Origin of the sequence: Tatumella ptyseos, from assembly GCF_030552895.1 — a bacterium.
GTDB classification, from domain to species: Bacteria; Pseudomonadota; Gammaproteobacteria; order Enterobacterales; family Enterobacteriaceae; genus Rosenbergiella; species Rosenbergiella ptyseos_A.
The window spans coordinates 2763732-2777749 of sequence record NZ_CP130649.1 but is presented as its reverse complement, the minus strand read 5'-3'; the positions used below and the strand labels follow the sequence as shown (position 1 = coordinate 2777749).

General features: G+C 46.8%; 16 protein-coding genes. 5 read left to right on the top strand and 11 right to left on the bottom strand.

All coding sequences use genetic code 11. The annotated features are described in order from the left end of the window. The first annotated feature begins 9 nt into the window (after positions 1–9). Positions 10–1848, top strand: coding sequence for a DEAD/DEAH family ATP-dependent RNA helicase (locus QJR74_RS13155; protein ID WP_143596881.1), 1839 nt, complete (start codon positions 10–12; stop codon positions 1846–1848). Positions 1849–1893: 45 nt separating this feature from the next. On the opposite strand, the gene QJR74_RS13150 is transcribed toward QJR74_RS13155, so the two are convergent. Further along, on the bottom strand, positions 1894–2919 hold the full coding sequence (locus tag QJR74_RS13150; RefSeq protein ID WP_304372257.1) for a luciferase-like monooxygenase: 1026 nt from the start codon (positions 2917–2919) through the stop codon (positions 1894–1896). A 257-nt stretch (positions 2920–3176) separates the two neighbouring features. Here QJR74_RS13150 and QJR74_RS13145 point away from each other — a divergent pair, with 257 nt between their 5' ends. Next, positions 3177–3683, top strand: a complete 507-nt coding sequence (locus QJR74_RS13145) for a GNAT family N-acetyltransferase (protein WP_304372256.1) — start codon at positions 3177–3179, stop codon at positions 3681–3683. Here QJR74_RS13145 and QJR74_RS13140 read toward each other — a convergent pair. Next, the gene (locus QJR74_RS13140; RefSeq protein ID WP_304372255.1) at positions 3649–3969 is read right to left on the bottom strand and encodes a GIY-YIG nuclease family protein; all 321 of its coding nucleotides are present in this window, start codon (positions 3967–3969) and stop codon (positions 3649–3651) included. The genes QJR74_RS13145 and QJR74_RS13140 overlap by 35 nt on opposite strands. 15 nt (positions 3970–3984) lie before the next feature. On the opposite strand from QJR74_RS13140, the gene QJR74_RS13135 reads away from it, so the two are divergent. Beyond that, positions 3985–4410 carry a YhbP family protein gene (locus QJR74_RS13135; protein ID WP_304372254.1) on the top strand — a complete coding sequence of 142 codons (426 nt, stop codon included), beginning with the start codon at positions 3985–3987 and terminating at the stop codon, positions 4408–4410. Between the two features lie 22 nt (positions 4411–4432). On the opposite strand, the gene QJR74_RS13130 is transcribed toward QJR74_RS13135, so the two are convergent. From QJR74_RS13130 to argF, 4 genes are all read right to left on the bottom strand, one after another. Further along, positions 4433–4819: a RidA family protein gene (locus tag QJR74_RS13130; RefSeq protein ID WP_304372253.1), complete on the bottom strand. Its 387-nt coding sequence runs from the start codon at positions 4817–4819 to the stop codon at positions 4433–4435. Between the two features lie 60 nt (positions 4820–4879). Next, positions 4880–5341, bottom strand: coding sequence for an aspartate carbamoyltransferase regulatory subunit (gene pyrI, locus QJR74_RS13125; RefSeq protein WP_441007614.1), 462 nt, complete (start codon positions 5339–5341; stop codon positions 4880–4882). Next, positions 5338–6282, bottom strand: coding sequence for an aspartate carbamoyltransferase (gene pyrB, locus QJR74_RS13120; RefSeq protein ID WP_304372252.1), 945 nt, complete (start codon positions 6280–6282; stop codon positions 5338–5340). The genes pyrI and pyrB overlap by 4 nt, the downstream gene beginning before the upstream one ends. A 410-nt stretch (positions 6283–6692) precedes the next feature. Then, a complete protein-coding gene (argF, locus tag QJR74_RS13115) occupies positions 6693–7703 on the bottom strand; it encodes an ornithine carbamoyltransferase (protein WP_304372251.1) in 1011 nt (336 codons plus the stop codon). Between the two features lie 155 nt (positions 7704–7858). Between argF and rraB the strand changes: the two genes are divergently transcribed. Then, entirely contained in the window at positions 7859–8272 is a 414-nt protein-coding gene (gene rraB / locus QJR74_RS13110; protein WP_304372250.1) for a ribonuclease E inhibitor RraB, read from the top strand. 54 nt (positions 8273–8326) lie between these two features. Continuing rightward, positions 8327–9088, top strand: a complete 762-nt coding sequence (gene miaE / locus QJR74_RS13105; protein ID WP_304372249.1) for a tRNA isopentenyl-2-thiomethyl-A-37 hydroxylase MiaE — start codon at positions 8327–8329, stop codon at positions 9086–9088. On the opposite strand, the gene QJR74_RS13100 is transcribed toward miaE, so the two are convergent. The 5 genes from QJR74_RS13100 to QJR74_RS13080 all read right to left on the bottom strand — a co-directional run bounded on the left by QJR74_RS13100 (position 9036) and on the right by QJR74_RS13080 (position 13920). Continuing rightward, positions 9036–10097: a C45 family autoproteolytic acyltransferase/hydolase gene (locus tag QJR74_RS13100; protein ID WP_304372248.1), complete on the bottom strand. Its 1062-nt coding sequence runs from the start codon at positions 10095–10097 to the stop codon at positions 9036–9038. The genes miaE and QJR74_RS13100 overlap by 53 nt on opposite strands. A 12-nt stretch (positions 10098–10109) precedes the next feature. Continuing rightward, positions 10110–10835 (bottom strand): glutamine ABC transporter ATP-binding protein GlnQ, encoded by a 726-nt coding sequence (glnQ, locus tag QJR74_RS13095; RefSeq protein ID WP_304374050.1) that lies wholly within the window; start codon positions 10833–10835, stop codon positions 10110–10112. A 2-nt stretch (positions 10836–10837) separates the two neighbouring features. Further along, positions 10838–11494: a glutamine ABC transporter permease GlnP gene (gene glnP / locus QJR74_RS13090; RefSeq protein ID WP_250332549.1), complete on the bottom strand. Its 657-nt coding sequence runs from the start codon at positions 11492–11494 to the stop codon at positions 10838–10840. 57 nt (positions 11495–11551) lie between these two features. After that, positions 11552–12304, bottom strand: coding sequence for a glutamine ABC transporter substrate-binding protein GlnH (gene glnH, locus QJR74_RS13085; RefSeq protein WP_304372247.1), 753 nt, complete (start codon positions 12302–12304; stop codon positions 11552–11554). A 275-nt stretch (positions 12305–12579) separates the two neighbouring features. Next, positions 12580–13920: an aspartate aminotransferase family protein gene (locus tag QJR74_RS13080; protein ID WP_304372246.1), complete on the bottom strand. Its 1341-nt coding sequence runs from the start codon at positions 13918–13920 to the stop codon at positions 12580–12582. Between the last annotated feature and the right edge of the window lie 98 nt (positions 13921–14018).

Here is a 14018-nt window from a genome sequence, read left to right as displayed (position 1 = left end):
TTGTACTACATGACTGATATTCAAACCACTTTTTCCGATCTAGGCCTTAACGAATCCATTCTTTCTGCACTGAATGATCTGGGTTACGTAAAACCATCACCTATTCAAGCCGAGTGTATTCCACACCTGCTAGCTGGCCGTGATGTATTGGGTATGGCCCAAACCGGAAGTGGTAAAACGGCAGCATTTTCACTGCCATTACTAAACAACATCGATCCTACTTTAAAAGCGCCACAAATTCTGGTGCTCGCGCCAACTCGTGAGCTGGCAGTTCAAGTAGGTGAAGCATGTAACGAATTCTCAAAACATATGCGTGGCGTTAATGTTCTGGCTCTTTACGGTGGCCAACGTTATGACGTTCAACTGCGCGCATTACGTCAAGGTCCACAAATTGTTGTTGGTACCCCAGGACGTTTACTTGATCACTTAAAACGCGGTACGCTTGATCTCTCAAATCTGCGTGGCTTAGTGCTGGACGAAGCGGATGAAATGCTTCGTATGGGCTTCATCGAAGACGTTGAAACCATCATGGCGCAAATCCCAGAAGGTCATCAGACGGCACTATTCTCGGCCACGATGCCAGAAGCGATCCGTCGTATTACCCGTCGTTTTATGAACAACCCACAAGAAGTTCGTATTCAATCGAGCTTAACTACACGTCCAGACATCAGCCAATCTTATTGGACTGCCTATGGTCGTAAAAGTGATGCATTAGTTCGTTTCTTAGAAGCGGAAGATTTTGACGCGGCGATTATTTTCGTCCGGACGAAAAATGCAACCTTAGAAGTGGCTGAAACCTTAGAGCGTAACGGTTATAACAGCGCAGCGTTAAACGGTGACATGAACCAAGCATTACGCGAGCAAACACTTGAGCGTTTAAAAGATGGTCGTCTTGATATCCTGATCGCGACTGATGTTGCGGCGCGTGGATTAGACGTTGAGCGTATTAGCTTAGTTGTTAACTACGACATCCCATTAGATGCAGAATCTTACGTTCACCGTATTGGCCGTACTGGTCGTGCGGGGCGCGCAGGTCGTGCTTTACTATTTGTTGAAAACCGTGAGCGCCGTCTGCTGCGTAACATCGAACGTACAATGAAGCTAACGATTCCTGAAGTTGAACTTCCCAATGCAGAATTGTTAAGCACTCGTCGCCAAGAGAAATTTGCTGCGCGTGTTCAACAGCAGCTGGAAAGTAGTGATCTTGACCTCTACCGTGGTCTGTTGACTAAGCTGTCTCCTCAAGAAGATCTTGATATGGAAACACTGGCTGCAGCCCTGCTGAAAATGGCTCAAGGTGAGCGTTCATTAATCGTTCCTGCTGAAGCACCACGTCCTCCACGTCGTGAATTCCGCGAGCGTGATGATCGTCGTGACGAGCGTCGCGGTGATGACCGTCGTGGTAACCGTGAAGATCGTCCACGTCGTGAGCGTCGTGATGTGGGTGATATGCAGCTGTACCGTATCGAAGTTGGCCGCAATGATGGCGTTGAAGTTCGTCATATCGTTGGTGCCATCGCTAACGAAGGTGATATCAGCAGCCGTTATATCGGTAACATCAAATTGTTTGATGGTCACTCAACGATCGAGTTACCAAAAGGTATGCCGGGCGAAGTATTACAACACTTCACTAAAACCCGTATCCTGAACAAACCGATGAACATGCAGTTGATGGGTGATGCGCAACCAGGCGAACCTCGCCGTGGGCGTGGCGGTCGTGACGGCGGTAGCCGTGATGGTGCTGGTCGTGGTGGTCGTGAAGGCGGACGTCGTTTTGGCGGCGGTAACCGTAACGAAGGTAACCGCGGTGAAGGTCATCGTGGACGCCGTGAAGAATCACGCCGTTAATTAATGCGGTTAGAATGAGTAAGGGAGCCAATTGGCTCCCTTTTTTTATGCTGAAAGAGAATGAATAGCTTGGTGAGCTTCCATTGCTAGTTGGTAAGAATAGATCCGCGCATCATTATCGTAGATCTGACCGTTAACCATTACCTCATCGACTTGATACTGCTGCTGAATAGCGCGTAATCCATGAGTCACTCCTGCAAGATCACCGACTAAGGATAGACTCAATGCTCGTTCCACACCAAACTTCTCGGCAGGAGTCCAAATTTTATCCATAGTCTCTACCGGTTCAGGAAGTTTTCCCGGCACACCACGCCGTAAGTTAATAAATTGCTGCTGTTGTGAGGTAAAGAGAAAGCGTGCCCGCGCCCGACTTTCTGCCGCGATAATATTTACCCCTATCATGACATAAGGTTGCGATAATCGGGCTGACGGAACGAACTCGTTACGGTAAAGCTCGATTGCTTGACTGATGACGTCCGGGGCGAAGTGCGAGGCGAATGCGAAGGGAAGCCCCAACCTTGCCGCGAGTTGCGCACTGTACATACTGGAGCCCAACAGCCAGATAGGGATATTCAATCCAACCCCTGGTACGGGTTGGACAGTGAAAGTATCGTCTTGTTGTGCATCGAACCAGGTAATTAATTGCTGAACGTCAGCTGGAAAACGCTCCTCCATCTGTGGCGTACTATGACGACGCAAAGCCTGCATAGTGGTGGGATCGCTACCAGGGGCGCGACCAATCCCTAAATCGATTCTTCCTGGGTAGAGTGATTCCAAGGTCCCGAACTGTTCAGCAATCACTAAAGGGGCGTGGTTGGGCAGCATTACCCCACCTGAACCTAAGCGTAAATGACGGGTGTTAGCGGCCAAATAACCGATGAGAACACTTGTCGCTGCGCTAGCAATCCCTGGCATGTTGTGATGTTCGGCTAACCAATAACGATGATATCCCGCTTGCTCTGCGAAGCGCGCTAGGGCTAAGGATCGTTTGAAAGCATCTCTTGCAATACAGGATTGCGGAATGGGTGCGAGATCTAACACCGATAGCTTGAATGGGCGGTTTTCAGACATAGGATACCTTCGTATAAAGGGGCTTACATGCTTACACTTTACGCATTACCAATGAAAATGACTCGCAGTTTGTGCGAACTGAGGCTAAGGAATATTGATGTGACGCAGCTTTTTTTCATCGGTACAACTCTATTCTGCCTAGTTACCGAGATGAGATGGAGTGTGCTATGCTGACTTTCTTCAAGGTAAATCGAAGTCTGTCCGACCCCTTCTTTTTACCGCTTGCCAATATTTTCACGCTTTGCAGAGGAAAAACTATGCTTCTTCGTACTGAAATTGGTCTCGACGCAGCAGGGATCGATACGCTTGTTCGACATGGTGCAAAAGACCCACGCTTGGCGGAGCGTATTCAGGCACTCCGTGAGGCAGGCTTTATTACACTGGGTGTAGTGGCGACGGACGATGAAGGGAAAGTACTAGGCTACCAAGCTTTCAGTCCTATCCAAGTGAACGGTGAAGACCTCCATTGGGTCGTTATAAGTGCAGCGGTTATAGACCCCCAGTACAGTTCGACTTCACTCGCAAAGGACTTACTATTTGAAGGGCTAGATAGCTTAAATGAGTTTAGCTACCGCGCGGTGGTAGGCTATCAAGCACTCCCTTGGTTACGTAATCAAGGCTTTACCTCTGCCTCAGGACTAGTTTTGGATAGCTTGAGTGAACAAGAGATCGTAATTTATCCGCTTGAAGAGCAAGATGCAGCTCAATACCAAGCAGTCTTGACCTTACCTAGTGTTGAGCTGACTGAATCAACCAATCATTAATATCGGACGGCTGCTGCCTTACAATCACCAATTTTTTTAAGCGACTGAGTTGCTTCACTCGGTATTCAAGACGTAGTGCGCTTGCACGATCGCCAGCCGGGCTTTGATAGACAACCGTTAGCGGGCCCCGGCCGCGTAACGCTTTTGCACCGTGACCACTGCTGTGCTCGGTCAAGCGGCGAGTCACATCGGTAGTAATACCGGTATAGAGTGTCCCTTTCGCGGTTTGAATCAGATACAAATACCACTGGCAGTTGGCCTGTTTTACGGCCCTGTCTGCATGCATTGTCAGGAGATCCTTGTGGATGAATTAGCTCACTGCCTAAATTACTTAGCTGGCCAGCATGTGCTGACGCTATGCACGCAACATGGCGATGAGTGTTGGGCGGCTAACTGCTTCTATGCATTAGATAACGAAACGGTCAGTTTTTGGCTAATGACTGAACCGAGTACCCAGCATGGCCGTTTAATGGTCGCTTCCCCGTCGGTAGTCGGTACAGTAAGCGCACAAACCGAGTCGGTCTCCCAGCTACAAGGCGTTCAGTTCCAAGGTGTTATCACTCTTGCTGAAGGGGAACTGGGCCAACGGGGACTCGAGGCGTATCAACAACGTTTTCCCATTGCCAAAACGAAATCGGCGCCGCTATGGCAGTTACGGATTAATCGGTTAAAAATGACAGATAACCAGTTAGGGTTTGGCACAAAACTGCTGTGGCAGAGGCCTTAACATTACCTCCGCCCAGATTTCATTAATTACGTAATGCGATAGCTTCGATTTCGATACCGACATCTTTAGGTAAACGGGCAACTTCTACACAAGAACGGGCAGGGAAAGGTGCCTCGTGTTCAGTGAAAAATTGCTCGTAAGCTGCATTAATGGTCGCAAAGTCGTTGAGGTCTTTAACGAATACAGTTGTCTTAACGATATTTTTTACGCTCAATCCTGCTTGTTCGATAATCGCTTTAACGTTATCCAACGATTGGCGAGTCTGTGCTGCAATTTCAGCAGGAACCTCACCCGTTTTAGGATCAACTGGAATTTGACCTGATGTCAGAACAAGCTGACCTAGATCCACTGCTTGCACATAAGGGCCAATTGCAGCAGGTGCATCTTGGGTATTAATTTCACGTGACATACTTTTTCCTCATGACGATAACGGATAGCGGAAGTCTCATTATAGGGAGCAGGCTGTTGATTACCAGTGTCCAATGACCGCCTGACGGGAAAATTCTTTTTCGCAATAATGACAGCGTAGATACAGGTCATTGCGTCGCGTCTTAACAGCAAAACGTGAATTCACCGGTTCATTATGGCTAATACAGTTAGCATTAGGACAGACCAACACGGTGCGAATTTCATCCGGCAAAGAGGGACGTAACTTAGCTACGACTTTAAAATTCTCAATATTGTTGATCGTGGCATTAGGGGCGTAGATCGCTAATTGGTTAATTTGATCTGCGGTGAGGAAGGTGTTTTCAATCTTGATCAGATCTTTAATACGGCCTTCGCCAGAAGGTAGATTTAGACCAATGGTGACTCGCTGATCGGTTTCAGTAAGCCGAAATAAGGTTAGCAGGCGAAAGCCAAGCCGAGCAGGAATATGGTCGATCACACACCCGTTATTAATTGCTTCAACCTGTAATTTATCCTGATTCATGATACCTCTCCTGTCAGCGTTTTATTTAAGACCAAAGACAATAGTGCTTGCCGAGCATAAATCCCATTTCCTGCTTGTTGGAAGTACCATGCATGGGGGGTTTCATCGACATCTGTCGCGATTTCATCCACACGGGGAAGCGGGTGAAGTACTTTCATATTCGGTTTTGCGGCGGTGAGATGTGAAGCTCGTAAAATGAATTGTGCTTTCACATTAGCGTATTCCGAAGGATCTAAACGTTCTTTCTGAACTCGTGTCATGTAAAGAATATCCACTTTAGGAATAATTTCTTCGATGCTGTCATGCTGTGACCAGGGGCAACCACTTTCTTCCAACATATCAGTGATATACGTCGGCATAGCGAGGGCACTAGGGGAGATAAAGTAAAAGTGATTACCTGAAAACTTCGATAAGGCTTGCGCCAAAGAGTGGACGGTTCGGCCATATTTTAAATCGCCTACCATTGCAATATGCAGATTATCAAGGCTCTGCTGGGTCTCTTGAATGGTAAAAAGATCTAATAGTGTCTGTGTCGGGTGCTGGTTAGCGCCATCACCGGCATTTAAGATGGGGATATTGCCTGAAAACTCGGTCGCAAGCCGTGCAGCGCCCTCCTGTGGATGACGCATAACGATAGCATCCACATACTGACTTATTACCGAGATGGTGTCGGCAAGTGTCTCACCTTTCTTACCTAAAGAGGTATTCCCGCCATCGGCAAAGCCTACAGCTGAAGCGCCTAACCGCTGGATGGCTGTCTCAAAAGAGAGCCGTGTACGGGTTGAGGCTTCAAAAAAACAGCTTCCAATCACTTTATGCTTCAATTGCTCAGGCTGAGGATTGGCTTTTAAATCGGCTGCTGTGTCTAAAACTAGCTCCAATTCGTTACGGCTGAAGTCATTGATTGAAACGATATGTTTTCCATATAAGGGATTTGCCACGGAAGAGATCCTCAACTGATATTAATGGCAAAAAAAAAGCCCCTATTAAAGGAGCTTTTCTTCTGAATAATGGGGCTTAGAAAACCATGACATGTCTTCCCGCCAACTGGCAGGTTTAGCATGTGATGGGTTCGAATCGTCGTTAGCATAACAAAGTTCTCTAAGCGGAATACTCGGTATTATACGCAGGGAGCTAAGCTTGGAAAATAGCTTATCTTCAATTTTTCTTTCATATTGTCTTCTTAAGACCGGTCCCATACCGCTAACCATCATTAAGTCGCTGCCGCCCCTACCGTTAACGAGATCGAGAAAAAGTAATCGTTGTAAACGTGTTCACCCGTGAATAGCGTAGAGGAGAAGGTGAGTAAGAACAGCAGCGTAAATCGGCCATTCTCACTCAGGGTAGGCCATTAGACTTGATCGCTTAAGGTTGCCACCATTAATGCTTTGATACTGTGCATACGGTTTTCCGCTTGATCGAAAACGATACTGTGTGCTGATTCAAAAACCTCATCCGTGACTTCGATACCTTGTGGTAGATCGTACTGTTCTGCAATGTGTTTGCCTACAACGGTCTCGGTATCATGGAAGGCGGGGAGGCAGTGTAGGAACTTGACCTGCGGATTTCCTGTTGCGGTGACCACCTGTTGATTAACTTGGTAATCGCGTAATAACGCAATACGCTCTTCCCACACTTCTTTCGGTTCGCCCATCGACACCCAGACATCGGTATAGAGGAAGTCAGCCCCGTGAACCCCTTCCTGCACATTCTCCGTTAAGGTGATTGAGCCGCCGTGTTGTGCAGCCAGAGTTTGACACTCCGCAACTAATTCGGCTGCCGGCCAGCAGGCTTGCGGGGCAACCATCACTAATTGTAACCCTGTCAGGGCTGCGGCTTCCAATAAGGTATTACCCATGTTGTTTTGCGCATCGCCGAGATAAGCCAGTTTAATCTTAGTCCACGGTGTATCAGGCAGATGTTCCTGCATGGTAAGTAAATCTGCTAACAACTGTGTTGGGTGAAACTCGGTGGTTAAGCCGTTCCAGACTGGGACTTGTGCATAGTTCGCCAAGGTTTCCACGATAGATTGACCATAGCCACGATACTGAATACCGTCATACATTCTGCCCAGCACTCGTGCCGAATCTTTAATAGATTCTTTATGTCCAATTTGGCTGCCGCTTGCCCCTAAATAGGTTACGCCAGCACCTTGATCATAGGCAGCGACTTCAAAAGAGCAGCGAGTACGCGTCGAGTCTTTTTCGAATATCAGCGCGATATTTTTACCTTCAAGATAACGCTGCTCGGTTCCCAGTTTTTTTGCACGTTTTAAGTCGGCGGCAAGGGTGAGAAGATGGGTTAACTCTTGCTGGGAACAATCGAGTAATCGTAGAATCGACCGCTGGTACAGTGAAGACATGACGAACTCCCTAATATTGAATTGATATTCAATTTATATGACTAAGAATTCACTTTCAACTTATTTCGATGATTATTGGTTTAGGGAGTAGTGCCGACGCGCGGTGTGTGGGAAAATAGCCGTATTATTCCAGTGTGAAGCGAAAGAGGTTTTGTATGTCCAGTGAAGAATTATTAGCCGAGCAACGTGAAGAGACGTTAGCAATTATCGAAGAGTTACTGGAAGACGGCAGCGATCCAGATGCGCTTTACACCATTGAACATCATTTTTCTTGCGATAGCTTTGATGCACTTGAAAAAGCGGCCGTCGATGCCTTCAAAGCGGGTTATGAAGTGACTGAGCCGGAAGAGTTAGAACTTGAAGACGGTACCACCGTGATGTGCGTAGACATTATTAGCGAATCCGCCCTCAATCCTGAACTGATCGATGCGCAAGTCGTACAATTGGTCGCTATCGCTGGTAAGCATAATGTTGATTATGACGGGTGGGGCACTTACTTCGAAGATCCGGATGCGCAAGACGACGAAGATGACGATATCGATGAAGACGATAACGGTGTTCGTCATTAATATCTCATACACAGCAGCCAAGTCTGCTGTGTTTTTCTCTCTTAACATGATGCTATGAACACCCAAACTCTACTGCAACCTATCCAACACTTCCTCCACTGCCAGACCCCCGATGCTTGGATTAATGAAGCGCGAAAGCCGGAGAATCTCCCGCTGCTGCTAACGGATCATTTGGTTTGTGAATTGAAAGCGGCGCTGACTGCTACCTGGCTTATTCGTAAATATGTTGCCGATAAACCCAGTGGTGAAGCGATCCTCGAGTGGCTTAAGCCTTATGAAGCGTTTGTATACCGTGAAATACCTGATCCTGATTTTATACGTGCGCATAAGGGATTAAGTCGCCCTGTCACCACCACGACTGATTTTGCCTGGGCAGGAGAACTGGTGGAAAAAATGATGTTATTGATTAAAGAAGAGTTACATCACTTTTATCAGGTCTGGGAAATAATGCAGCAGCGTGGAATCGCCTATAAAAAGATGACGGCCAGTCGCTATGCAAAATCACTAATGCGTGAGGTGACCACTCATGAGCCAATGACGCTGGTGGATAAACTCATTTGTGGTGCCTATATTGAAGCGAGATCTTGTGAGCGTTTCGCTGCATTGGCTCCCCATTTAGACCCGGAATTAGCGAAGTTTTATACCTCGTTACTGCGCTCTGAAGCACGTCATTATCAAGACTACCTTCACTTAGCCCAACAAATTGCTGAGTTTGATATCTCCGCTCGAGTACAGGCTATTGGACGCGCCGAAGCACAGCTGATTAGCTCGCCTGATCCTGAGCTACGTTTTCACAGTGGATGTCCGTGTTTATAGTGTAACGATTCTCCGTATTTATACGGTCTTTTCGGTACACCTCACAGTGCACCTGCACAGCGGAGAGAATGAAAATAGCCGTCGCAAGGGTATTTTCTTGGTCTGGATCCTGCGGCGATTGCCGGTAGATAGGCAACGTTTTGTCATATTGATCAGAAAGGAAGGTCAGCATCAGCTTCTTAGAGAGGAAGTCCTGCTCCGAGAGCTGTTGGTCAATGCGAGATTGTCGAGCGGCGGAGCTATCCGTTATCTTCTGAGCAATCTTGCTAAGGGCAGGATGAATAAGATGGTTAGCATGACCCAACACGCGTTCCACTTCTTCAACACTACAATTAGTCCCTGTTGCCTCCAGACTAATGATCCGCGGGTCACCGGCTTGCGCTAACGTATGGTGGAAGGCTCCAGAGCGTGGTGATTCGCGTAATACAGCAATAGCGTTATCAAGAGATGTTACGTTGAGGGCCGCCCTCGCGAGAATCTGGCGTGGTAAACCCTGTGGTCTTTCGTGAGCTCGAATATTATTGACGATATTGACGATGCCGTAACGATTCACCGAAAAGGTGTGACCACAAAGCGAACCAGGATAAGCAAAACTGACAAATTCTACGCCATGGGTTGGGATGACATTAACCAGAAAACTACTGTCGTAAAGTTCAGGTAGGCCATCTTCATTATGAGCAAGTATCAATTCACCTGTTTCAGTCCAACCTGCGAGAGAAGTACAGCCGTCAGAGGTAGAACTGAACAAATCTCCTCGGCAATTCCACGCAAAGACTTGTTTAAAGGGAGCGTTGAGCCCGACGGCCAAGCCTTGTAACTCTTGCCAAATATCTGGGAACGTCAGTTCTACGCATCTTGCTAACTCGTTGAGCTCAGCGCTATTCTGTTGTTCCATCACCCTTTGCCATAAAGGCGTGTGCACTAAAACTTGATGCCAAGCTTGCTGTCCTGCTCGACCGAGTTGTGTACCGATTTCCTGAGGCGATCCTGTAATAGTTAAGAAATTCATTATCGTCTAACCTTAGGACACATGGCGTAAAAAAGTTTGTAATCGTTCACAACCTTGACCTTCAGTCAGCAATTGTTGGGGGGTACCGTCTTCTGCAATGGTACCTGCATCAATAAAAATAAGTCTTGAAGCCACTTCACGCGCAAAACCAATCTCGTGCGTCACAATGACCATTGTCATGCCTTCTTCAGCCAGCGATTGCATCACTTGGAGCACCTCATGGCGCAATTCAGGGTCCAAGGCTGAGGTGGGCTCGTCAAATAACATCATTTTGGGTTTGATCGCTAAGGCTCGGGCAATAGCAACACGTTGCTGCTGACCTCCCGATAGTTCGGAGGGGTAATGATTCGCTCGGCTCGCGAGTCCAACACGTTCGAGGAGTTCTAGGCCTAATTTTCTTGCATCCGCTTTACTGCTCTTTCTAACGCGGCATGGACCAAACATTACATTTTCCAATGCCGTAAGATGCGGAAAAAGATGAAATTGCTGAAAAACCATCCCCGCTTCACGACGAATATCACTTTCGTTCAGATGCGGATCGGTCATATGCATACCGGCGACGATCAGGTTACCCGAACTGATATTTTCAAGTTTATTTATACAGCGTAATAATGTTGATTTTCCTGACCCAGAGGGACCAATGATGACGACAACTTCTCCACTGTCGATGCGTAAATTAATGTCATGGAGGACTTCGGTTTTACCAAAGTGTTTAGAGACATTTTGAAATTCCACCATATTCATAAAATATGCATCCTTTTCTCTAGGATTTTTAATAAAAAGCTTAAACAGAGGGTGACCACAAGATAGAGAGCGGCAACGGCTGTCCAAACCTCTAAGGCTCGGAAGTTTCCAGCAATAATTTCTTGGCCTTCACGTGTGAGCTCAGCCACACCAATAACAATGAAAAGCGAAGTATCTTTGATACTAATAATCCATTGGTTACCGAGTGCCGGGATCATTCGACGAAGAGCTAGAGGCATAATAATGTGCCAAAGGGTAGCTCTCGAGGAGAGTCCCATCGCTAGACCGGCTTCTTTAAAGCCCTTATTAATTGAAAGAATAGCCCCACGAGTAATTTCTGCGATATAAGCACCAGAATTAATCATAATGGTGACGACAGCAGCGGTAATAGGTTCGATTCTGACGGGAATTAATAGTGGCAGTGCAAAGTAGATAAACATGACTTGCACCATAATTGGGGTACCGCGAATAAGTTCGACAAATATTAGCGAGAGCGTTTTGCTTAAACGCCCCCCCAATGCCCGGGCAACCCCAGCGATTAATCCAATAATAAAACCGCCGAATAATCCAACGAGCGAAATGAAAAGTGTTAGCTTCAGACCCTGTAAAAGAATCGGGATTGCTTGCCACACATAGGTGAAATCGAAATTCATAGAGGTTATCCGTCGAGAAAAACGAAAAAGGTTGGCCAGCCAAGCTGGCCAACAAAACTACTTCGGCGCTTTATCAAACCATTTTTTATAAATTTTGGCGTAAGTACCGTCAGCTTTTAACGCGGCGAGCGCTTTGTTGACTTGTTGGGTATAAGGACTGTTTTTCTGTAAGGCGAAGCCATATTGTTGTGGTAATACACTGTCGCTTTCACCGGCTGCTTTGATTTTGCCATTACCGGAGACTTTGATGTAGTACATGACATTAGGAGAGTCATGTACTACAGCATCAATATTACCTGCTTGCAGATCAAGATAAGCGTTATCAATGTTAGGGAATTCAACATAGTCGGCTTTAACATTGGCTTTCATGTAAGTCGCTGCAGCGGTACCTTGTTTAAGGCCGACTTTTTTACCTGCTAAGTCACTGAATTTCGTAATGCCGGTTGTACTGCTTTTCACCGCCATTAATAAATCGGCGTCGTAGTACGGCGCACTAAAATCAACCGCTTGTGCACGCACTGGCGTAATCGTGATCCCTGCCATCGCCACATCAAGGTTACGTGACTGTAAGCCTGGAATTAATCCAGAAAAGTCCATCGGTTGTAAGCGGTAATCGACGCCCATTTTTTTTGCGATAGCATCCCAAAGGTCGACATCAAAACCGACATATTTATTACCCTGCTTAAACTCAAAAGGCACAAATGCGGTATCGACACCTACTGACAATGTCTCTTTGGCGAGCACTGTTGCGCTAAAGAGCGTCGAGAGTAGAGCAAGTCCAAGGCTGGCTTTTCTTACGGTTTTAAACATGAGTGCTTTCCTTAAAGATGAGATTTTTCTTAATATTAAAGAAGCAAAAGCTGTGCCAGATTGATCTCATAACGTGATCAATCTCACACATTTATTGAAGCTGATTATTCTTAAGGCCCAAGAGGAAGAGGGGGAAGCCTAGCGTTCAGGAAAAATTCATATTAGATAAACATGAAAACGCTACTAATAAGTTTGCCGGTAAAAGTACCTATGTCTTTGCCATTGAATGGTGCATCCTAATTAGGCTGCACCATAACAATGCTACAGAGTAATTTTTAACGCCGGCAAGAGGCTTTCTCGGTAACCTTAACAATCACGTTCTTAAGGGTTTCAACGATAAAATCAATCTGCTGCGTCGAGACAATAAATGGGGGAGCGAGCAGGATATGATCACCCTCACGCCCATCGATGGTGCCTCCCATTGGGTAAACCATTAACCCTTCAGCAAAACTGGCGCGTTTTATTTGTGCATGAAGAGAAAGCCCAGCCTCAAAAGGCTGTTTCGTTCGTTTATCCTTCACAAGCTCAATACCTGCGAACAGGCCTCGACCGCGTGTATTCCCAACGAACTCTAATACGCCGATTTTCTGTTCTAATTGCGTCAGTAAATAGCGTCCCTGTTGTTGCACTCGAGCTAATAAGCCATCTTGTTGAATAACCTGCTGCACAGCGAGTGCCGCCGCTGCTGCAGTGGGATGGCAAATATAGGTATGTCCATGTTGAAAGTTACCACTACCTGATCGAATAGCATCGATAATAGGCTCACGAACCAGTACTGCGCCAATAGGCTGATAACCGCCACCAAGACCTTTTGCGACCGTGACAATGTCAGGAACCACTGACTCCTGCTCAAATGCATGCAAGGTTCCCGTACGACCCATACCGCACATAACTTCATCGGCGATATAGAGGATGTCATATTTATCACAGAGCGCTCTTACTGCAGAGAAATAACCTGGTGTCGGTGGTACCGCACCTGTTGTGGCTCCACTGACCGTTTCGGCACAGAAACCAATAATCGTCTCGGGTCCTGCCGCGATAATCGCTGCTTCGAGCTCATCGATCAGCCGCGAGGTATACTCTTCTACTGTTTCATCTTGCTGTTTATCTCGATAGGCATTGCAGGAAGAAACACGGATAACATCCATCAATAAAGGGGAAAAAGGTGCTCGTCGCCATTCGTTACCGCCGACGGCCAAAGCCCCTAAGGTATTCCCATGGTAACTTTGCTTTCGAGCGATAAATTGTGTTCGCTGAGTTTGCCCACGTTCAACCCAATATTGACGTGCGAGTTTTAAGGCGGTTTCAATCGCTTCAGAACCCCCAGAAACAAAATAAACGTGGTTGAGATCACCAGGTGCGGTAGCGATCAATTGGTCGGCTAACTGCTCAACGGCTTCGTTGGTAAAAAATCCCGTATGAGCATAGGCCAAAGTATCGATTTGATGATGTAACGCTTGTATCACTTTGGGGTGGCGATGACCAAGACTTGAGACGGCGGCTCCCCCGCAGGCATCAAGATAGCGTTTACCGGATTGGTCAAAAAAGTAAACCCCTTCTGAATGTGTTGCAATAGGAGGCGTAACCGCTAGCTGACGATGGATAATATGACTCATGGGCTTCGTTAATTTACCAAGAGAAGTAGGAGAGCAATCATCCTGTCAGAAGATAAAATAGGATACAAGAGAAATGAAACGGTTGTATCATCTCTCTC

Bases quoted from the DNA above. Each gene is read 5' to 3' on its own strand.
- QJR74_RS13155 (WP_143596881.1), top strand. From the start codon at position 10: ATGACTGATATTCAAACCACTTTTTCCGATCTAGGCCTTAACGAATCC.
- QJR74_RS13150 (WP_304372257.1), bottom strand. From the start codon at position 2,919: ATGTCTGAAAACCGCCCATTCAAGCTATCGGTGTTAGATCTCGCACCC.
- QJR74_RS13145 (WP_304372256.1), top strand. From the start codon at position 3,177: ATGCTTCTTCGTACTGAAATTGGTCTCGACGCAGCAGGGATCGATACG.
- QJR74_RS13140 (WP_304372255.1), bottom strand. From the start codon at position 3,969: ATGCATGCAGACAGGGCCGTAAAACAGGCCAACTGCCAGTGGTATTTG.
- QJR74_RS13130 (WP_304372253.1), bottom strand. From the start codon at position 4,819: ATGTCACGTGAAATTAATACCCAAGATGCACCTGCTGCAATTGGCCCT.
- pyrI (WP_441007614.1), bottom strand. From the start codon at position 5,341: ATGAATCAGGATAAATTACAGGTTGAAGCAATTAATAACGGGTGTGTG.
- argF (WP_304372251.1), bottom strand. From the start codon at position 7,703: ATGTCTTCACTGTACCAGCGGTCGATTCTACGATTACTCGATTGTTCC.
- rraB (WP_304372250.1), top strand. From the start codon at position 7,859: ATGTCCAGTGAAGAATTATTAGCCGAGCAACGTGAAGAGACGTTAGCA.
- miaE (WP_304372249.1), top strand. From the start codon at position 8,327: ATGAACACCCAAACTCTACTGCAACCTATCCAACACTTCCTCCACTGC.
- QJR74_RS13100 (WP_304372248.1), bottom strand. From the start codon at position 10,097: ATGAATTTCTTAACTATTACAGGATCGCCTCAGGAAATCGGTACACAA.
- glnQ (WP_304374050.1), bottom strand. From the start codon at position 10,835: ATGGTGGAATTTCAAAATGTCTCTAAACACTTTGGTAAAACCGAAGTC.
- glnP (WP_250332549.1), bottom strand. From the start codon at position 11,494: ATGAATTTCGATTTCACCTATGTGTGGCAAGCAATCCCGATTCTTTTA.
- glnH (WP_304372247.1), bottom strand. From the start codon at position 12,304: ATGTTTAAAACCGTAAGAAAAGCCAGCCTTGGACTTGCTCTACTCTCG.
- QJR74_RS13080 (WP_304372246.1), bottom strand. From the start codon at position 13,920: ATGAGTCATATTATCCATCGTCAGCTAGCGGTTACGCCTCCTATTGCA.